This window comes from Nonlabens sp. SCSIO 43208 (genome assembly GCF_050703575.1).
In the GTDB taxonomy this organism is placed as follows: Bacteria; Bacteroidota; Bacteroidia; order Flavobacteriales; family Flavobacteriaceae; genus Nonlabens; species Nonlabens tegetincola.
Map to the genome: position 1 here is coordinate 1,563,521 of NZ_CP065365.1, position 21,435 is coordinate 1,584,955.

At 35.5% G+C, this 21,435-nt stretch carries 17 protein-coding genes; 8 read left to right on the forward strand and 9 right to left on the reverse strand.

All coding sequences use genetic code 11. The features are described 5' to 3' along the window. Nucleotides 1-89: 89 nt before the first annotated feature. Nucleotides 90-4,988, reverse strand: a complete 4,899-nt coding sequence (locus tag I5168_RS07110; RefSeq protein ID WP_431471331.1) for a S8 family serine peptidase — start codon at nt 4,986-4,988, stop codon at nt 90-92. A 227-nt stretch (nt 4,989-5,215) separates the two neighbouring features. Here I5168_RS07110 and I5168_RS07115 point away from each other — a divergent pair, with 227 nt between their 5' ends. Beyond that, a complete protein-coding gene (locus tag I5168_RS07115) occupies nt 5,216-6,010 on the forward strand; it encodes a class I SAM-dependent methyltransferase (protein ID WP_431471332.1) in 795 nt (264 codons plus the stop codon). Here the strand turns inward: I5168_RS07115 and I5168_RS07120 are convergent. The 4 genes from I5168_RS07120 to I5168_RS07135 all read right to left on the reverse strand — a co-directional run bounded on the left by I5168_RS07120 (nt 6,007) and on the right by I5168_RS07135 (nt 12,250). Next, nucleotides 6,007-8,433: a TonB-dependent receptor domain-containing protein gene (locus I5168_RS07120; protein ID WP_431471333.1), complete on the reverse strand. Its 2,427-nt coding sequence runs from the start codon at nt 8,431-8,433 to the stop codon at nt 6,007-6,009. The genes I5168_RS07115 and I5168_RS07120 overlap by 4 nt on opposite strands. Beyond that, nucleotides 8,411-9,784: an HTTM domain-containing protein gene (locus I5168_RS07125; protein WP_431471334.1), complete on the reverse strand. Its 1,374-nt coding sequence runs from the start codon at nt 9,782-9,784 to the stop codon at nt 8,411-8,413. Before I5168_RS07125 ends, I5168_RS07120 begins: the two co-directional genes overlap by 23 nt. A gap of 78 nt (nt 9,785-9,862) precedes the next feature. Then, nucleotides 9,863-10,975, reverse strand: a complete 1,113-nt coding sequence (locus I5168_RS07130) for an imelysin family protein (RefSeq protein WP_431471335.1) — start codon at nt 10,973-10,975, stop codon at nt 9,863-9,865. A gap of 72 nt (nt 10,976-11,047) precedes the next feature. Then, complete coding sequence (locus tag I5168_RS07135) at nt 11,048-12,250, reverse strand: DUF4856 domain-containing protein (RefSeq protein WP_338350141.1); 1,203 nt, start codon at nt 12,248-12,250, stop codon at nt 11,048-11,050. 389 nt (nt 12,251-12,639) lie between these two features. On the opposite strand from I5168_RS07135, the gene guaB reads away from it, so the two are divergent. The 6 genes from guaB to I5168_RS07165 all read left to right on the forward strand — a co-directional run bounded on the left by guaB (nt 12,640) and on the right by I5168_RS07165 (nt 16,649). Next, nucleotides 12,640-14,115: an IMP dehydrogenase gene (gene guaB / locus I5168_RS07140; RefSeq protein ID WP_085775087.1), complete on the forward strand. Its 1,476-nt coding sequence runs from the start codon at nt 12,640-12,642 to the stop codon at nt 14,113-14,115. 1 nt (nt 14,116) lies between these two features. After that, a complete protein-coding gene (locus tag I5168_RS07145) occupies nt 14,117-14,731 on the forward strand; it encodes a fumarylacetoacetate hydrolase family protein (RefSeq protein WP_105019447.1) in 615 nt (204 codons plus the stop codon). 1 nt (nt 14,732) lies between these two features. Further along, complete coding sequence (locus I5168_RS07150; RefSeq protein ID WP_431471336.1) at nt 14,733-15,983, forward strand: CinA family nicotinamide mononucleotide deamidase-related protein; 1,251 nt, start codon at nt 14,733-14,735, stop codon at nt 15,981-15,983. A gap of 64 nt (nt 15,984-16,047) precedes the next feature. After that, on the forward strand, nt 16,048-16,287 hold the full coding sequence (rpmB, locus tag I5168_RS07155) for a 50S ribosomal protein L28 (RefSeq protein ID WP_042277739.1): 240 nt from the start codon (nt 16,048-16,050) through the stop codon (nt 16,285-16,287). A 19-nt stretch (nt 16,288-16,306) separates the two neighbouring features. Next, nucleotides 16,307-16,489 (forward strand): 50S ribosomal protein L33, encoded by a 183-nt coding sequence (rpmG, locus tag I5168_RS07160; protein WP_042277742.1) that lies wholly within the window; start codon nt 16,307-16,309, stop codon nt 16,487-16,489. Between the two features lie 7 nt (nt 16,490-16,496). After that, complete coding sequence (locus I5168_RS07165; protein ID WP_082586952.1) at nt 16,497-16,649, forward strand: DUF4295 domain-containing protein; 153 nt, start codon at nt 16,497-16,499, stop codon at nt 16,647-16,649. A gap of 146 nt (nt 16,650-16,795) precedes the next feature. Here I5168_RS07165 and I5168_RS07170 read toward each other — a convergent pair whose 3' ends face one another. The 4 genes from I5168_RS07170 to I5168_RS07185 all read right to left on the reverse strand — a co-directional run bounded on the left by I5168_RS07170 (nt 16,796) and on the right by I5168_RS07185 (nt 20,372). Beyond that, nucleotides 16,796-16,972 carry a hypothetical protein gene (locus I5168_RS07170; RefSeq protein WP_157539265.1) on the reverse strand — a complete coding sequence of 59 codons (177 nt, stop codon included), beginning with the start codon at nt 16,970-16,972 and terminating at the stop codon, nt 16,796-16,798. Between the two features lie 3 nt (nt 16,973-16,975). Further along, complete coding sequence (locus tag I5168_RS07175; RefSeq protein WP_042277744.1) at nt 16,976-17,668, reverse strand: ABC transporter ATP-binding protein; 693 nt, start codon at nt 17,666-17,668, stop codon at nt 16,976-16,978. Between the two features lie 48 nt (nt 17,669-17,716). Continuing rightward, on the reverse strand, nt 17,717-18,388 hold the full coding sequence (locus I5168_RS07180) for an O-methyltransferase (RefSeq protein WP_431471337.1): 672 nt from the start codon (nt 18,386-18,388) through the stop codon (nt 17,717-17,719). Nucleotides 18,389-18,485: 97 nt separating this feature from the next. Then, nucleotides 18,486-20,372 (reverse strand): ABC-F family ATP-binding cassette domain-containing protein, encoded by a 1,887-nt coding sequence (locus tag I5168_RS07185; protein WP_042277748.1) that lies wholly within the window; start codon nt 20,370-20,372, stop codon nt 18,486-18,488. A 231-nt stretch (nt 20,373-20,603) separates the two neighbouring features. Between I5168_RS07185 and I5168_RS07190 the strand changes: the two genes are divergently transcribed. Then, nucleotides 20,604-21,434, forward strand: a complete 831-nt coding sequence (locus I5168_RS07190) for a polysaccharide biosynthesis/export family protein (protein ID WP_042277750.1) — start codon at nt 20,604-20,606, stop codon at nt 21,432-21,434. Nucleotide 21,435: the final 1 nt, after the last annotated feature.

The following is a 21,435-nucleotide window of genomic DNA, read 5'->3' on the forward strand; positions in this document are numbered from 1 at the left end:
ATAAAAACTTAAAGTTTAAATGCAAAGTTGGTATATAAAAAAACCGAACTAGTTGAACTAGTTCGGTTTTAATATGAGAAATTGATATTCTAATTTTTTATGAACTGGGCAGAATAATTGTGACTAGAGGTCTGTACTTTAATTAAGTAAACACCTTTTGCTATTGAATCTAAACCTAGTACACGAGTTTTGTTAGAGTCAATTTTTTCAGATTTAACTAATTTTCCTGACACGTCATAAATACTAAGTTGTGCATTTTCAAACTCTACAGAGTTCAATTCTACATTTAATATTCCTGAACTTAATGGATTAGGGTATATTGATAGAGCGTTGCTATTCGTAATGTCGCCCTGTGTCAATGTTGAATTTTGAAAAACTAACTCAAATCTATTGCTGTCTACACTAGCATTATCTGATGGTGAAATTTGAAAATTAATTAATGTACGATTGTTCATGTTTAATGGATGAAGTTGAGAAGTATAAGTATCTCTTAAGTAAACTTGATTTCCATTTAAGTCATCAACTGATATTTCAAAAGTATAATCAGTAACTAAGTAGTTTGATATGTGCAAAGGAACAACTTCATCCAATGTAGGTAGAACACGTCTTTCAATACTTAATTTTTGAGAACCTTTATCAATGCTTATGTTGGCATTTAATCCATTTACTTTTACGGCATCGTCAAGATTTATATTATTATCGTATTGATCGTTAAATTCAATATATAAACCATCACTTTCTGATTGATTGGCTTGTAATCTTGAAGTTTGATAAAGCTTTACAAACACAAATTCAGAATTTAAATTAGATCTAAAGACACCTGCGTTTGAGGAACCTATTATTTTGTTAGTTTCTTCGATCGTTACATTTGGATTTGTTGTAGTAGCAGTAATAAATACCGCTTGTCCAGGCTCTAGTACTTGGGTAGTATTTCCTACAGTTCCTACTCCTGAAGTCATGTCAATAGTAGAGTAAGTTCCTCTAGGTCCAATTGTTGGATCCCAGTAATACATGTCATTTCCTACACCAGATTTAGTCACAGTACTTAAATCAAGTTTTGCTTGGTAAGGATTTGCCATTGAGAAAAACTCTCCCGTGTTTAATGTTGGGCTACTAGTAAAAGAGCCTGTATGTAGATTTCCTCTAGCTCTTAAGGTAGTTGCTGTTACTGCAGCAGTATTGTTGGACAAATCTGTATTTCTATCACCTCTAATCATTATGCGATAAAAGGTTCCTGGAACAAACTGTTCTGTTTTAGTATTTGAAACAGCATCCCAAGTTTGAGAATTACTTATCCATTTGAATAAACTAGGGTTACCACTTGACGTTTCATCTAATCCAGTAGTTGAGTTAACCGTTCCTATCGTTCCAGCTGTTCCGGTTATATGAGTACCAAACCCTGATAGAGCCGAACCGCTTTCTTGCCACCCGTCAAAAACGGTTGAACCACTTACAGTAGGACCTATAAATCGGAAAGCTCTATTACCAGCTGGAATAAACTGTTCTACTGTAACTTCACCTGTTATTGAAGCTCCTGTGCCTAGTGTATTAAAAACCGCGGTATGTTGTGCATTGCTCTTAAATACTAGATTATTATTGGTATTCAAGTTTCCGTTAAGAACTTCCAATGATTTTTGTATTTCTAAAGTTCCTAACAATTCTACACCACCAGTATTATTTGCTTTTAAATGGTCAATAGATCCATTACCAGTTATAAATTGCTGGGCATTTGCATCGAGTTCTATAGAATACTCACCAATAATTTCACCATTTACATCTGCATTTCCTTTAATGCTTACTGTGTTATTATTGACCATGAGTGTGGACTCATCATCCATATAAAGATTATTAAATTCTGCTACGTCATTAAGTATAGCAGTATTACCATCATTGATATAAAGATTATTACTGCTGCTTATTGAGGACGATGGATCATTTGTCCAGGATGTTCCATCCCAAAGATAAACTACGGATTCGCAAGAGGTTGATAAGGTAAATCCATCTCTTGTTACCGATCCATCAGATGTGAACACCAAGGTTATACAACCGCTGGTTGTTGTTGCGGCAATTGAAGTGTGCAATAGGTCTCCAGAACCGTTTGCAGGAGAGTCATTACGATCCCAACACCACGCGTTTCCTCCATTAGGCGGTGCGATTATAGTTCCTGAAGTAGAATCTCCGTCATAAATTGTTAAACCATCATAACATCCAGATCCATTATTTTCAATGTTAAATTCAGAAAAGTTGATAACCACCTTTTCTCCTGGTGTGTTTGGACAGATTGTATATACTTGATTTTCATTATCACCGTATTCCGCACCAGTTCCTCCTGAATCAGCAAGACTTGCTCCACACCAATCGGCACTGGTAGTTACGTTTAAAACTTGAAAACTACTTGCACAATTTGCTCTTACATAGATGTCATAAGAAGTGTTTTGACTAAGGTTAGAAAGAGTATGTGGAATAGAAAATACATTGGCAGTACCTACTGCAGGTACAGCGGCTCCAGAATTCACGATTACTACTTCCCATTGGTTACCTGCAGGATTATTATTCTCTAACCAGCTTATGGTAACTGAATCAGATGTAATAGCATCGGTTTGAAGATTAGAAATATTACTACAGCCTGGCGTTGAAACCGCAATGGTATAATCTTCAACTTCACCATACGTAAAGGTTTCACAAGAAGTAGAAATGGTATCATATTGCATGATAACGCGCATTCTTGTAGTACCAGATAATGCGTTTGAAGGTATTGTAATGGTTCCTGAAGCAGGAGTGCCTGTGGTGTTTCTTTCCGTATACACAGTTTCATCTTGGTCATCAAAATCTCCATCTTGGTTGAAATCTATGAAGACAGCATATCCTTCTGTATAGGCAGCTCCGTTCCAAGTAGGAGTAATAGTAATTGGATAACTAGAACCAGGATCAACATTAGCTATTAAATTAGTATAATCGCCGTAACCACCAGCTTCAGCAGTTGTAGAATTATCGATAGAACTAAATTGAACGCGACTTATAAACTCATCTGATTGATCTGTACCATAGGATTCACAGTACGTCACAACAGTTGTAGAAAAAGTGATGACAGAACTGTAAGAGCTTTGTGAACTACTACATACACTTCTTACTCTTAATTCATAATTGGTAGATGATGTCAATCCTGTAAGTAAATATTCTGCTCTATTTGTACTTGCGGTATTCCATGTTGATGTTCCGCTTTCGCGAAAGCTTACCTCGTAGCCAGCACCAGGAATAACATCCCAATTTATAAAAGCACTTGAATGAGTAGCGTTTACAGCGGTTACATTAGTAGGAGTAGTTGCTACGCAAGGTGCGTTACTTGCAAGTCCAGTGACAATTAATGAGAAATTCTGGCTACCTGTGGCAAGAGAGCCTTTGTGCGTTACTGTAATGGTGTAACTGCCAGAAGGATTATCAACATCAATACGCTCATATGGATCTCTGTCATTATCGCCTTTACCATTTGTGGTTACTCCTGTTAATCTCCATGGAGTGAATGTATCGTTGTTTTGAGTAATTCTTATGTCAAGATCGTTAATCAATTTTGGACTATTATCGTTAACATTAGTTGTTGCAGTACCAGGTAAATCAGTCCAAGATATTGATGCTTGTAGCGTGTCAAAGTTGTTAGAATTTACAACTATTTGATACGATTGCCCTGAACTTAATGAAAGCTCTGAAATTATAGATGTGTCACCGTTTGCGGTAATAACTTCTGCAGCTTTTTTAGCATTTAATAATCCCCAACCGAATACTGCATCTGGTCCAGTAGTGCCTGCGTCATCTGCGGTGTGTAATGCCAGTCCTTTTAAAGTAGCGGCACGCATGAATGTATTATTTACATCGTTATAGTGTTCTTGAAGTAATAAAAGAGAACCAGCAACATTAGGTGATGCCATGGATGTACCACTTATACTATCGTAATCATTGTCGCTTGATTCAAAAGTAGAGTAAACACCTGTACCATTTCCTGTAATGTCTGGTTTGATGCGTAAATCATCTGTAGGTCCTTCACTAGAGCTAGTGTTTATGGAAACACTAGATAAACTACCATCGGGATTCACAATTGCGTCTCGAGCATTGGCTACAACCAAATTATTTTTTGAAGTTTTGAATCCTGTTAATTTATCATATTGGCCATTGTTATCAAGAGGAGCGTTATTTGCTGTGTTATCATTACCGTCATTACCGGCAGCTGTCACCATCAAGTAGTATGGTGTATTGTAAAGTAAATCGTCCCAATCCCTAGAAACATCTATATATCCTCCAAAAAGATAATCTGGTAACTGTGCGTTTCCATTTTGATCTCTAGCTGCATATCCATAGGAATGGTTTGATATAAGCATTCCTTGTTGTGATGCTGTTAGTGCTTCAACATAGTCATTGTTCCAATCGTAGCCTACTGCGCTAGCACTAGGTGCCATTCCTTTTGCATCTGCTTGAGCTCCATAGGCGATTATGGTTCCTGTAACATGTGCTGCATGAAAGTCTAATGAGGTCGTAGCGTCTCCTACAGAGAAACGATTTGATCCACCAGGTCCATCGTATTCTACGTGTGTTGTCCTTGCCACTCCACCATCCCAAACGTGTGCTACTAAATTTTGACCATCCAGATCGAGGTTAATACCACCATTGGCATGTAGAAAATTGGTTCTTGTACTACGTGCTGCATCGGTGTTGTAAGTGGTGTAATAAACAGGAACTCCATTAATGATTCTTTGTATCTCGAATAACCTACCATCGTCAGTTTGGTTTTTTACTTTCAGGTTATTTTGGTTTATGAAATTTTGTACGGTTTCGCTTTGCTTTTCGTTTTCAGCAATAGCTTGTTTTTTGAGTTGTTCTAGTGCTTGCTGATTCGAATTTCTAACAATAACCTCTTTTTGTTTAAGAGTTTGGGAAAAACTAAGGAAGCTCATCAAACTAAATATGAGCAGTATAGATAGAGTAATTGTTTGTTTCATAGGGATTATTAGTTGACATTCAATAATATCCAAGAAACACGATAAACGCAATTAAATTTAGGACGAAATGCGTTAAAATATTTTCTTTTCTTTTTAATATGTTGATTTTCAATTTATTGAATGGTTATTAAATTGGATAAATTGTAATTAAACCGTGTAGTTTAACGATTTTTTAACATCAGTTAAAACCTTGAAATATTGTAGTTTAGAGGTCTGATATTATCAATATGAAAGAATATTTTGATGTGAATAGAGCCACTTGGAATAAGAAGGCTATTGCACATTATGAAGGAGATTTTTATGATAGGGACGCTTTCGCGAAAGCGAAAAATTCATTGAACTCTTATGAAATCAAAGCACTAGGTGATGTAACAGGGAAATCGATGCTTCATTTACAATGTCATTTTGGTCAAGATTCACTGAGCTGGGTTCATCTAGGAGCAAATGTGACTGGCATAGATATATCGGACGAGGCTATTGAAATTGCTAAAAATTTAAGTGCAAATTTGAACTTACCAGCTAATTTCATAAGATGTAATGTTCTAGACACGAGTACCTATGTGAATGACACATTTGATATTGTGTTTACTAGTTATGGTGTGATAGGCTGGTTGCCAGATTTAAAGCCTTGGGCGCAAATGATCGCACAGCGGCTTAATAAAGGTGGTGTTTTTTATATCGTAGAATTTCATCCCATTGCGTGGATGTTTGACTACACCACAAAACCTGCAATTATGAAATATCATTATAGTCAACAAGACGTAATTTACGAGGAATATCAAGGAACCTATGGCTCTTCAAAATCTGATATGATTTCTAAAGAGTACGGCTGGAATCATTCATTAAGTGAGGTTATACAAGCGCTTATAAATGCAGGGTTGACTATTGATTATTTTAATGAACATGATGGAAGTCCTTATGAAGTCTTTCCCAATATGTATAAAGGTAGTGATGAACTGTTTTATTTAAACGAACAACTTTATCCTTTAATATTTGAGATTAAAGCCGTCAAACCAAATTAAAATTTAATCTCGAGTGTTGCATAGTAATTGCGATTGGGACTAGGTATAATTCCTGGTCCTGGATATCCTGTTGCTCTCCTTGTAAAATACGCCTGATTAAATAGATTATTTATTCCTGTTTCTAGCTTGAAACGCCCTAACTTATAACTAGCTGATACATCCATTACTTGGTAACTAGGGATAGCACCTATAACACCGCTAAGATTTCCTTCTTGAGCATTTGATGCATCGGTAAATTGTTGTGATAAATGCGTAAACTGAATACTAGAGGTAAAGTTTTTGTAGCCAAATTTTAATCCGGTTTTAAAGTTTAAACTAGGAACAAACTCTAGTTCATTGCCTTCAATTCCATTAACATCGCTAGATACATATTCCGACTGAATAAGCGATGTATTGAAGAATAGATTTGCTACATAAGAATTGTTCTTAATGAAGAGTTCGTTTAGATTAAAATCAACTAATGATTCTATACCATATATGATGGCATTACCTACATTTCCTCTTTCTGTTTTTACACTACCATCATTTTGAGCACGTTGAACAAATCCGATCCTGTCGTTGTAGAAAAGGGTAAAAATATTGGCATCGTATGAAAAAACATTCTTGTAATTTCCTCTTACTCCTAGATCACCAGTAAATCCTTTTTCGTCAGAAATATTGGGATTAATTGTAAATGCTGGATTGACAGTATTTATATCGGCAAAGGTTACAGATCGGTAATTTTGTGATAGATTTCCATAAAACTCGATGTTTTTATTAAGCTTGTAACTGGAACCTAATCCTACTAATAAGAAGCTACGTTCGTTAGTTAAGTCTTCACTTACTCGTTCTCTCAATATTACATTTCCTGCAGCATCCGTATTGATTCTTTCAAAAAATCCATCACTTTCTGTTTTAATGTATTCTAATCTAAAACCTGGAGTCACAGACCATTTATCATTAATGTAGAAGATGTTTTCACCAAATAATGACAGGTTTAAATTAGGGTTACTGTAGGCATTTTGATTAGGGTAATTAGGAAAGCGGTCTGTCTGAAATTCAAAATTTGGATCACTGCCTTCACTTCCAGGACCTTGTTGCGAACTGTTGTCTGCATTGTAATATTTTGAACCTAACAAAAGGATAGACTTTTTTCCAGCTAATTTGTATTCAGTCAAAAACTTTAGTTCTATCCCATAATTTTTAAAATCGTTTTTTATCAAATCTCTTTCCTCACCAGGATCAATGGAGCTCACTCTATTAGAGCGATAACCTAACGCATCTCTACTGGCATCCAATCCAAAAAGACTAGCACTCAACCTCGTACTATTTGAAAATTGATGATCTATTCTCAAATTCCAAAGTAACCAATCTACTTCAAACCAGTTTCTACTTCGATTACTTTGATACGGATTTTCTTCAAACATGGCATCGGTAAGTCCACCTGCTTGTTGGGCAATATAATTCAATAGGGTTACTTCACCAGTAACACTAGTTTTATCATTAAAGTCATAACCTAATTTTGTAAATAGATTACGAGAATTAAAACCGGAATTTGGTCTAAAACCATCACCTTCTTTATAATTAAAATAGGTGTAATAACTAAGCTTATTCGTAGTACCACCGGCACTTGTGAAATTGGTGTACAAGCCGTTGTTACCTATTGTGTTTCTGGTAACTAGTTCAAGTTTTTTATTCTTAGGAGCAGATTTCATTTTGAAATTAACCAATCCACCAAACTGAGTACCGTATTGTAAGGACGCGGCTCCTCTTATAATTTGAATTTGCTCTAGACCTTCAGCCGGTGGTGCGTAATAACTTTCTGGATATCCTAGAACATCAGCACTTATATCATAACCATTTTGCCTCGTGTTAAAGTTTGATGTTCTATTAGGGTCTAATCCACGACCACCAATGTTTAATTGTAATCCTGCATCATCATTTTGATAAATATTTAATCCAGTTACTTGAGCATATATTTGTCTAGCGTTGTTGGATGCCAGATTAGCGGTTGATTGATTAACTAAAACCACCTCATTTTTTTTACCAGCATATATGGAAGTTCCTTCAACATCTTTAAGACGCTGAAGCTCAAAAATTTTCGCTTTTCGTGCATTGATTTCAACCTCAGTTAGTGTAGATCCTAACGGAGATAGGGTAAAATTTAATGTGCTTTTTTGATTGAGGTCGATCGTTGTCTCAACACTTTCATATTCAAATGCATACAAAACCACTTCAAGAACTTGTTGCTCAGTTGTGAAATTATACTCACCCTTAATATTTGTAGTAGCAAGAGTTTTTCCTGTTTTTTCATAGATAGTAACACCTGCAACAGGTTTACCAGTATCAACAGAAGTGATGATACCAGTTACAGTTGTCTGTGATATAACTGCAAGAGGTAACAACAACGATATGATATAACTATAAGCCTTTAATCTCATCATTAAATGGAATTATCCAGTTTTTGTTTTTAAATGATTCTTTTTCCTTCGTCAAGTCTATTTCTGGATCAATAAACCTAGTGCTTCTCCTACCATTAAGTGCTACATAACTATCTACATAGATAGCAATATTAGAATGGCCTTGTTTGGTAAAATGATCCTCTAAAAAATGAGCGTATTCCAAGATAAAATCAGGTTGAAAACTCATTTGTTTAATTTGGAACGAACTCAAAAAATCAGTGTTATCCACCATAAAACTTTCTCCCGATTTTTTGTCTACGACCTTAAAAGAGGTGTAGCCTACCTTTTCAATCAACATCACACGCCATGAGAATCTAAAACCTTGTTCATGCCAGAATAACTCTCCGGGATATAGTAAATGTCTAAATGGTAGTAGCAGTTGTATAGCTATAACCGTGCTCACAATGATCAAGTTTACTCGTGATGGTTTATAAGATATCGGTTTAGGTTTGATCCAGTGTTTTATTTTTTCAGGTATTATGTTCTTGATTAAAGCGAGTACTTGCTCTTGAAATGATGCATCAAAAAAGATGAGAGCACTCACAATCATTACATAAGGAAACATGCCGATTGGAAATAAAACTCGTGTGAATACATGGAAAATGATAACCAATATATAAGCAAACCACCTTGTTCGTTTATATAGTAGAAGGAATGGAATGGTTAAATCGTATAACATACCAGACCAGCTCATGGCATAATAGAACCAATCCTGCTGCATTAAGTTTTCGCCGATAAACGCAAGATCATATTTAGATTTTAGCCAGATTTTTAATGGCATTGCTCGCAGTAACCAATCAGAATTAATTTTGGCCAGACCAGCATAAAAATACACTATCGATATCAATACTTTTAAGCTCAATATAGTCCATCGAGGAATGGAGTGTGGTGATGGTTTTTTATTCGCTTTCGCGAAAGCGTAATTATCAATACTAAATCGTCTACCAGCAGGCAAAAAAATAAGTACAAAACTGACTACGCTAATAAAATAATAATGATTGAGATAAGTAGTTTTGTCCATAAGTTCTATGTAAGTAAAACTCAGGAAGAACGTGATGATCGCCCATTTGTATTTCCAGCCTAACGCTACAAAGAGAGCGCTTAAACCACAAATGAAGAAAATGAGATAGGTAAAATTACCCAATGGTTTTACCCATTCAAACCCGTAATAGGAAAAATGAAATTTTGGTTCTAGATATAGCTTTTCAATCCAGCCATTACTCCAAAATCGGATAATACTTAAAAACATCATTATACCAAATCCTATCCTAAAAACAGCCAGTGGCGCTGAATTTGTAGGTTGTAATAAATAGGATTTAATCTGTTCTTTCATGGGCTGCAAAAGTAAAAGCTGATTTCCTAACTTGTTGAAAGAAAATCAGCTTTTATCACTTGGTAGTTTTACATTTTGTTAATCACCATCGGCATCAACATAATCAACATTAATGTTTAATAACTGTAGCATGTCAACTTTTAGTAATACTACAGCTCGTTGCAATTCATCATAAGTTTGCAACATTGCAGTATTATTGGTGTTCACTTGAGATGAAAGATTAGCGTCAAGAGTACTTAATTGATTTTGTGCAGTCTCGAACTGATTACTTATCTCTGTAGACAAAGAATTGTTGGCATCGGTTTCACTAGCCGTAACATAATCTGAAAGGCTTAATCCTGTAGTTGAGCTGTTATAGTGTTGTCCTATAAAAAACTGTCTAACAGCGTTTAAAGCTGTTGTCGCTAGTTGTTTACTGTATACTTCACTGTATAAACCTTCTACACGATCTGGTAAAGAACTGCTAGAAAATATTCCTGCTGGAATCCCTATTTTGTTTGCTCTCAATCCTTTTTCATAATAAAAAATGTAATCATTAACCAGTCTGTTCAATGCGCTAGTAGCTGTATTTTCTGTACTATTCACAAATGAATCTCTAAAACCGTTATTCCAATCATCAAGAACTTCCTGAGTAAGAGATTTCATTGCTGCCGACAGATCAATTAAGTATTGTATGTTAAGACTAGCATTACTATCAGTAGTATAAAAGTCTATGATCTCTTGGTCATCATTTCCTGTTCCGTATATCATATATTCAACAGCAGGAAAACCAACAGCATCATTATTATTTACAGCATTTAAATCGGCATTTCCATCTAAAATGTTGTTTTGAATATCTGTTACATTCGTTGGATAAACATTCATTTTAAAAGCTAGTTGAACCTCTTCAGCTTTTCCAATGTTATACATCTCAACATACTGCCAGGTTGTATAGGCATTTAACCATGCTGTTCTAGTTGCATTTAAACCAGCAAGATCTGGCGAAGTACTAAAGCTCGCTATTTCATTTTCCAGTGTGGCTAAATCATTGTTTAAATCTGTGAATGCAGGAATGATTAAATTATCAGCAATATTCGTCATCATTCCAGACCTGTCAAAGTTATTTTGATTACCGTTATCACTAGAATCATCACTTGAATCGCATGATATAAAAGCAATCATTGTAATGAATAAAATTCCAATTTTTCTCATATTGTTATAATGGTACTTTTTAAATTTTAATTCTACGTCGGTTGGATAGATGAGTTATTACTAATAATCTAATTAATTGTGTGCTTCTTCAACAGTAAAGTCAAATCTTGAAGCAATATCAGCTGCCATAGCGTCAATCTCAGCATCTGTTAGATCCCAAAAACCATTACCGTCTAGCAATGTGTTAATAAATGCATCCACTTCTGTTTTTGAGAAATATGGTATTTCACTATTAGGTTGTCTAGTAAATTGTAGGCTGTAGATAAAACCAAATCCTTCTGATAAATCGTGTAGTCCAGCAGCTGGATTTGCACCTCGAGTTTCTTTACCATCAATTAGATAGAAAACAGCCATTCTAGCAATCACTGTAGAAACTTTTTCTCTAATTATATTGGCTTGTTGATCTCTAAGATCATAATCACCAGCTACGATGGCAGCTCTACCTAATTTGAACGCGTCATAGATATCTTGAGCGATACCAGTAAAGTCTGCATCTCCTTCAGTTCTTTCCAAATACTTATTTAAAAATGAATCCACATCTAGAACTGGGTTTAACGCATTGTCAACACCATACAAGTATCCAAACGCCTCATCCCACTTATGCTCCATATTGGTGTAGTTCTTATCAGTTACCAATACACCGTTAGTGTTGTCTTCGCGGTTTGTTCCAGCATCTAATACAGATGTTGATAGATAATTATTAAGCATTTGATCGGCCATCAAAGCACCTATTAAACCTTTAGCTACTGCTTGATCGTATTCTAGACCATCTTCATTGAAGTATCTAACGGTTCCACCACCAGCTTCCTGTAATTGTCCAGCTACACCAGGGCTAGCCGTTGTGCTTACCCATGCGCCGTTATCGTATAATTCGTTTACCTGACTTGAAATCCAACCATCAAAATCAGCTCTAATGCTAGATTGATCTACAGAGTTAGAAGAGAAATAGTCAGAACTAGCGGCTACTTTGGAACGCACACTTTTTGTACTGGAATTTAAAGCAGGGTCAGAAAAGTTGTTTTGCCCTTGAGTATGGTCAAATTGAGCCTGTAAGGTATTTAAAGAAGTAGAAGGGTCTTTCAATCCATCTAGAACTTCCTCGGCCATAAGTATTCTATCAGTTTGACCAGAATATGAAACACTAGTTTGTCCATTTCTTTCAAACGAATAATTACTAGGAGCGTTTACACTTGTGATTGTATCATCATCATTATCACAGCTTATTATCATCGTAGCTGTTGCAGCAGCAAGAAGAAGTTTAGGGATAAATTTCATTAAATATAATTTAGACTTAATTAAAATAATTGCATGCAAAAATATTACCCTTATTTAGAATAAATAAAGATAATTTAGGTTTTTTTAAGTTTAATTTTTAAGTCGTTAGTATGCAGTGTTTTAATTTCAGTGTTTTGCTCTAGTAAAGGCGTTAATTGCATTAATATTTAGAACTTGTAAAGCTCATACCCGTCAAATTGTTATCTATTTTGATAGTTGTGGACGATCAATTTTTCCAAAATACCAGTAACTGTCAAGATTTGTTGTCTATTGTATTAGCTTATAAAAGTTAATTATCTTCTACAATATCAAACAACTAAAAGGACCTTCTTTACATATCTAAAGCACAAATTAATTAACTATATTTGCATGCAATTAATTCTAATTGCATGATTTCCCACGATTCAAAATTTTTAGGAGAAGGACTTACTTATGACGATGTTCTTCTTGTTCCGGCATACAGTGAGGTTTTACCTAGAGAGGTAAGTATTAAAACCCAATTTACACGTAACATATCGCTCAATACTCCAGTTGTAAGTGCTGCTATGGATACAGTTACTGAAAGCCGCATGGCTATTGCAATGGCGCAAGAAGGAGGAATCGGAGTATTGCATAAAAACATGACTATAGAAGCGCAAGCTCAAAAAGTACGTCGTGTGAAACGTGCGGAAAGCGGAATGATTATCGATCCTGTTACATTAACTATTGAAGCAACAATAGGCGATGCTAAAGCGAGTATGCGTGAGCATTCAATTGGAGGCATTCCTATTGTTGATGAACAAGGATTTATAAAAGGAATCGTTACTAATCGAGATCTAAGGTTTGAAAAGGATAACGAAAAGCCTGTAACTGAGGTAATGACTTCAGAAAACTTAATTACTGCAAAACAAGGTACAAGCCTTGAAGATGCTGAGGAAATTCTACAAGAACACAAAATTGAAAAGCTACTAGTAGTTGACGATGAAAATAAATTGATCGGTCTTATTACTTTTAGAGATATCACAAAACTTACATTAAAACCTAATGCCAATAAGGATGAGTACGGTAGGTTAAGAGTGGCAGCTGCAATAGGTGTTACACATGATGCTGTAGATAGAGCTGCTGCATTAGTAAAAGCAGGAGTTGACGCTGTTGTAATTGATACAGCACATGGGCATACAAAAGGTGTAGTAGAAGTTTTAAAAACTGTAAAAAAGCAATTTCCTGATCTAGATGTGGTTGTCGGTAATGTAGCTACTGGTGAGGCTGCTAAATATCTTGCTGATGCTGGTGCCGATGCAGTCAAAGTTGGTATAGGTCCAGGTTCTATTTGTACCACTCGTGTGGTAGCAGGTGTAGGTTTTCCTCAACTTAGTGCGGTGATGGAAGTAGCTCATGCATTAAAAGGAACAGGAGTTCCAGTTATTGCTGATGGTGGAATACGCTATACAGGAGATATTCCAAAAGCTATCGCAGCAGGAGCAGACTGTGTAATGCTAGGTTCATTACTAGCTGGAACGACAGAGTCTCCTGGTGAAACCATTATTTACGATGGACGTAAATTTAAATCTTATCGTGGAATGGGATCGGTTGAAGCTATGCAACACGGTTCCAAGGATCGATATTTCCAAGATGTAGAGGATGATATTAAAAAACTAGTTCCTGAAGGAATTGTAGGAAGAGTTCCTTTTAAAGGAGATCTAGTTGAAAGCATGACGCAATTTATAGGAGGCTTGCGAGCTGGAATGGGTTATTGTGGTGCAGGAGATATCCATGCTCTTAAATCCAGTGGGAAGTTCGTTAAAATAACTGCCGCCGGTGTTCACGAAAGTCATCCTCATGATGTGACAATTACTAAAGAAGCTCCTAATTATAGTCGTAAGTAATATGAAAATTATTTGCATAGGGAGAAATTATACGGAACACATCGCCGAGCTCGAAAATGAAAAGCCTAAAGAGCCTGTAGTGTTTCTTAAGCCAGATACTTCAATCTTATTACACAAACAACCTTTCTTTATACCAGAATGGACAAACGACGTACACCATGAGGTAGAGGTTGTTGTAAAAATCAATCGAATAGGTAAGTATATAGAACCTCAATTTGCTCATAAATATTATGACGAAGTGGGACTGGGAATTGATTTTACAGCTCGTGACGTACAATCCAATTGCAAGAAAAAGGGACTACCATGGGAAAAGGCTAAAGCATTTGATGGAGCTGCTGTGGTATCACGCGATTTTATAAACAAGGAAAATCTAGGAGATCTCGATAATCTAAAATTTCAGTTATATAAAAATGAGCAACTGCAGCAAGATGGAGATACGTCTCACATGCTATGGAAAATAGATGAGCTCATAGCTTATGTATCTCAGTTTTTCACTCTTAAAATAGGCGATTTGATTTTTACTGGAACTCCAGCAGGAGTTTCTAGAGTTCAAGAGAACGACGTACTTACAGGAACATTAGCAGGTCAAGAAATGTTCCGCATTAAAGTAAAATAATATGCTGGCAACGCTCATCACAGTTGGAGATGAAATCTTAATAGGTCAAATAGTAGATACTAATTCTGCTTGGATGGCACAAGAACTTAATAAAATTGGAGTTCAAGTCAATGAGATAATAACTACTAGTGACGATAAGGATTCTATGATATCCGCTTTCGCGAAAGCGGAATCACAATCAGATATCGTACTCATTACTGGTGGTTTGGGTCCTACTAAAGATGACGTGACTAAGCTTACACTAGCTGAGTATTTTGATGACACTCTAGTCAAAAATGAAGAAGTGCTGGAGCATGTCAAGTATTTGTTTGAGCACTATGTCAAAAAGCCGATGGAGGCTTTAAACGAGAATCAAGCACTAGTACCATCAAAAGCAAAACTGCTTAAAAATAGTTACGGGACCGCTCCTGGTATGTGGTTAGAAAGGAATAATACTATATTTATTTCAATGCCTGGAGTTCCTTTTGAAATGAAGCACTTGATGAGTGAGCATGTGTTACCTGAAATTAAAAAAATAGGTAACCTACCATTTATTTATCATCGTACTATAATTACTGCTGGAGTAGGAGAGAGCACCATTGCTACTAAAATTGCAGATTGGGAAAATGCTTTACCTATAGATATTAAACTGGCTTATTTACCATCACTAGGTACTGTAAGGTTAAGGTTGTCATGTGTAGGAGCGCAAGAAGAAGAGGTTAAACAACGAGTTGATTCACAGGTAGAGCGATTATACGAGCTTATAGGAGATATTGTAGTAGGTGAACGGAATGATGATTCACTGGCAGTTCAAGTAACCGAATTATTTAAAAAGTCAGGAAAATCATTGTCCACTGCCGAAAGTTGTACCGGTGGTAAAATTGCTAATCTATTGACTGAAATTCCTGGAGCGAGCCAAATATTCAAAGGAAGTACCGTAACATACGCTACTCAGTCCAAGGTTGATGTGTTAGGTGTAGATGCATCTATTATAGAAAAACATTCTGTTGTGAGTGCTCCTGTTGCACAAGCTATGGCAGCTGCAGCTCAGAAGATTTTCAAAAGTGATTATGCAATTGCTACTACAGGAAATGCTGGTCCATCCAAAGGAGATAGTGATGCGCAAGTAGGAACAGTGTTTATAGGAATCGCTACACCAACTAATACCTATGCAATGGAATTTTTTATGGGAAATCATAGAGAACGAGTTGTGCAAAAGTCTGTAAATAAAGCTTTTGAGATGTTACAGCAGGAAATATTAAAAAGCTTGTAAATTATACTTGTGGGATTGAATAAATATTCGTTATTTTGCAGTCCGATTTTAAACACAGATAATCATGTCACGAGTTTGTGAACTTACTGGTAAGAAGGCGATGGTAGGAAACAATGTTTCTCACGCTATGAATAAGACTAAGCGCAAGTTTAACGTTAATCTTTTCAAGAAGAAATTTTATCTACCAGAGGAAGATAAGTGGATTACTTTAAAAGTTTCTGCTAAGGCAATTAAGAATATCAATAAAAAAGGAATTACTCAAGTAGTGAAAGAAGCTCGTGCTGCGGGAATCTTAACTAAGTAATTCATAAAGATTAGATAAGATGGCAAAGAAAGGTAATAGAATACAAGTAATTCTAGAGTGTACTGAGCACAAGGCTACTGGGCAACCTGGAACTTCTCGTTACATCACTACAAAGAATAAAAAGAATACGCCAGATCGTTTAGAGCTTAAAAAGTTCAACCCGATCTTAAAGCGCATGACTGTTCATAAAGAAATTAAATAAGTAAGACATGGCAAAGAAATCAGTAGCGACTCTTCAAACTGGGTCAAAAAGATTAACTAAGGCGATCAAAATGGTTAAATCGCCTAAGACAGGTGCCTATACTTTTGTAAGTGCTATCATGGCACCAGAACAAGTAAACGATTTCTTGAATAAGAAATAAGTTGGTTAGTTAAGATGATGAAGCCCGTATAATGCTAATTATACGGGCTTTTTATGTTTCCTTTTATTAAATATAGATTGCTGTATTTATTGTCAAGCTTACTAAGCAAATTGAATAATCTTTCTTGTCCAAGAATAGTATCCACGTTAGTTTAAAGAGTCTCGATCTTTCTTCTTTTCATTAAAGGATTTTTTAAAATCCCTTCTTTTTCTAGAATTTCTATTTGCTTGCTGTTTGCGATTCCAGCCTAAAAAAATGAAGAAAGCAACTACTACTGCTATTATGTAGATCCAGTCTTTCGTATTTGAGAAAAAATCTTCCATTTTTTATTTAGGATTTCTAATGTCGCTTTCAATTAATCCGTCTCTTAAACGTATCACTCGATGCGCGTGTTCTGCAATGTCTTCCTCATGAGTTACTAGAATAACTGTGTTACCATTAGCATGAATTTCATCAAATAAAGCCATGATTTCAACACTGGTTTTTGAATCTAAATTACCTGTAGGTTCATCGGCTAGAATGATGGAAGGTTTATTTACAAGAGCGCGGGCAACTGCTACTCTTTGTCTTTGTCCACCGGATAACTGATTGGGTTTGTGATCCATTCTATCTTCAAGACCTACACTTTTAAGCACTTCGCTAGCTCGTGCGTGTCTATCTTTTTTAGATTTTCCTGCATACACCATAGGAAGAGCTACGTTGTCAAGAGCTGTGGTACGTGGCAGTAGATTAAAGGTTTGGAAAACAAATCCTATCTCACTATTTCGTATGTCTGCTAGTTGATTGTCATTAAGGCTAGAAACAGCGGTGCCATTTAAAAGGTACTCTCCAGATGTAGGCGTGTCTAAACAACCTAACAAATTCATGAAGGTAGATTTTCCACTACCTGATGGTCCCATAAGGGCGACATAATCACCTTTTTTGATATCTAAATTTATTCCCTTAAGAACGTGAACGGTTTCTTGACCTAGTTTAAAATCACGTATTATATTTTTTACCTCAATGACATTTTCACTCATATGTATTTTTCTTACTGCTAAATATAGGACGTATATAGGAAAATGTTGTTACAAAAATATATGAAAAGATTGCTGTCGCTGTTCTGGTCTTGTCCAGATAAAACCCCATTTGAAAGTGTCAATACTTGCTGTTACTCTAGGATGTTTTTGTAGTGTTTTCCAAGCGGCATTCATGTCTTTTGACCAATTGATATCATCTAATATAAAAATAGTTTGATCATGACTGTGTTTTAATAGCTCGTTAAAATAAGTTACGGTAGCTGCTCCATCATGATGACCATCTAAAAAGATAAGGTCGTATTTAGGTTTACACTGATCGCTGTGTAGAAAATCTAAAAATTGATTGTTATGAACCTTAACGTTAAGGTGATTTTTAAGTCGTTCACTCGCAAATTGTGATACTTCTTTTGATCCTTCTACTGTATCTATTAAGGCTTTAGGTTGTGCTGTAGAAAGGGCGTGAGATCCTATACCCAAGGAAGTACCTAATTCCAGTGCATTTTCAATCTTGAAATAACGAGCAATTCTAAAAAGAATTTTTGTTTTATTTATTGTGCTACAGTTGTGTCTTAAGATTTCATCCGTTTTCCTAATATTATTCTTAAAAATCCTGCTTCCTGCACCGAAGTCTTCAACTTTTAAAATTTGTTTGTGGTTTTTTACGCTTTCGCGAAAGCGTAAAAGCTCATCGTACTCCTGGTATCTTTTTTTGTCATACAAACATTGATGCTGAAAATCGAAAATAAAAGGAGAATGAATCCCGTGTAAATGAACGGATTTAAGCAAATGAGGAATGTAGTTAAGAAACACCATTAAACTACATCGAACTGATTTCCTCACTTAACTCAAGCCATTCCATCTCTATTTCCTCGAGTTCTTCTTTGATTTTTTCCAACTCAATAGAGTTTGCAGTCATGGATTCTGGAGTGATTTCTGGATCCAAGAAACTGTTTTGTAATCGTTGTTTTTGTTCTTCTAATTTCTTGATCTTGTTTTCTAATCGGGATAGTTGTTTTTGTTGTTCTCGACTAGGTCCTTTTGAATTTTCTGTATTTGATCTAGTTGAGGTCTCTTTTATAAGGGCAGGTTCACTTTCTTTCTTCTCTTTGTCTAATTCTATATCTGTGGAACCAACATAAGTGCGGAAGTCGCTGTAGTTACCAGGGAAATCTGTTATCGTTCCTGATGGATTGAAAACAAACAGGTGATCAACAATTTTATCCATAAAATATCGATCATGGCTAACAACAAGAATACATCCTGGATAGTCCATAAGAAAATTTTCTAGAACATTCAAGGTAGGTATGTCCAGGTCATTTGTAGGTTCATCAAGGATTAGAAAATTAGGGTTTTGAATAAGAATGGTACACAAGTACAATCTTTTACGTTCACCGCCAGAAAGTTTTTCTACAAAATCGTGCTTTTTCTTGTTGTCAAACAGGAATCTTTCAAGTAGTTGACTGGCACTTATTATTTTTCCTTTATTCAAGGGAATATACTCGCCATATTCTTTAATCACATCAATAACCTTCTGTCCTGGCTTGATGTTGATACCAGCCTGTGTGTAGTATCCTATTTTTACAGTTTCACCAATAACCACTTTGCCAGAATCAGTAGGAAGATTTCCAGTAAGCATGTTTAAAAAGGTGGATTTACCTGTTCCGTTTTTTCCAATGATACCTACTCTTTCACCACGCTTGAAGTTGTAAGAGAATTCGTTAAAAATACGCTTGTCACCAAAGGATTTTGATATTTTATGTAGCTCGACAACCTTGGTGCCTAATCGCTGCATGTTTATTTCTAACTCAACATTGTGATCCTTACGTCTTTTATGAGCTACTTCTTTAATCTTGTAGAAATCGTCAATTCTGCTTTTGGATTTGGTGGTTCTAGCTTTAGGCTGTCTGCGCATCCAATTGAGTTCTTTTTTAAATAACTGCTGAGCTTTTTCTTGAGTAGTTTGTTCTAGATCTAAACGTTCTTGCTTTTTTTCAACATAATACCCGTAGTTTCCTTTATATGTGTACAAATTCCCTTGATCTAGTTCTATAATTTCATTGCACACTCTATCTAAAAAATACCTATCATGGGTTACCATTAAAAGAGTGTAATCTTCTTGTTTAAAAAACTCTTCTAACCATTCTATCATTTCAAGGTCTAGATGGTTAGTGGGTTCATCAAGTATAAGAAGTTGTGGATCTGATAATAAAGCTATGGCCATTGCAACTCGTTTTTTTTGGCCACCGCTCAATTTTTTAATCTTTTGATCTAGGTCATTGAGTTTTAGTTTAGCTAAGATTTGCGTGTATTTGGTTTCAAAATCCCAGGCGTTTGCGGCATCCATTGCATCCATGCACTTCTGAAGATTCTCTGTATCTTCTGGATTTTGAAGGGCTTTCTCGTATTCGTTGGTAATACGAATAGTAGGAATATCGCTTTCTAATATAGCTTGTTCAATAGTGATTTCTCCAGATAAATTAGGTTCTTGTGATAGAAATGCTGTTTTAAGGCCATTTCTATAATTCACTTGACCTTTGTCGGGTTGTTCTTGTCGAGCAATAATGTTAAGTAATGATGTTTTACCTAGACCATTTTTGGCAACAAACCCTATTTTTTGTCCTTGATTAATCCCTAGTGAAATGTTTTCAAACAATACACGTTCTCCATAGGCTCTCGAAACATTTTCAACAGTGATGTAATTCATAGGTGTTTATTTGTTGCAAATATAATCTGTATGACACTGCCATTTTTTTAATAACTCTTTTATTGAGCAGTAAAAAAGAAGGTTTAAAATATCAACAAAAATGAGCAACTAAAAAAGTGAGTATGAAAGACTAAAGACTTAAATCAAGGTAAAGCGTGAAGTATCTTCGTTAAAAGGTTTGTCAGTTTTTAATAAGGAGTATATTTGTAAAAATAGTGTTAAATCCCAGCTATGCACAGTAAAAGCCTATTATTGCTAGTATTTGTAGTGATTGCAACTGCCTCTTGCGTGCCTATTTCAAAAATTACCTATCTTCAGGAATCAGGAACTAGTAAAAATGATTCTTTAATAGAAGTTAGACGTGTACAATCCCCTTATCGACTACAAATTAACGATGTTTTATCAATACAAATAAAGTCAGATAAAGATGTGGATGCAGAACTTATAAGTTCGTTTACTATTTCAAATAATAATAATCAAAACAATAATCAAAGTAATATTGCCCAACAACCTGGTTCATTGTATTTCAATGGTTATACGGTTGATATTCATGGTGATATACGTGTTCCAGAGCTGGGTAAAATTAAAGCAATAGGAATGACGGTGGAAGAATTGCAAGATTACATTACTAAAGAATTAACAGAGAAATACTTTAAACCTGAGGCTAAAATATTTGTAACAGTAAAACTGGATGGGCTACGATACACTATGGTTGGAGAAGTTACAAGTCCTGGTCAAAAACGAATTTTCAGAGAACAAATAAGTATTGTAGAGGCAATAGCTGATGGTGGTGGAGTGCCTATTACAGGCGATTTAACAGATGTCAAAATCGTAAGACAATACCCAGAAGGAGTTCGCACTCATACAGTAGATTTAACAAGGTTAGATGTTGTGAATTCACCTTATTACTTTTTAAGACCTAACGATATGATTGTTGTAAATCCATTGCCTCAAAAATCAATAGGGACTGGAACAACCGGACTGTCAACTTTTACCACTATATTGAGTGTTTTTACTGCCACAGTAGGAACTGTTTTATTAATCAATAGTTTAAGCAACTAAT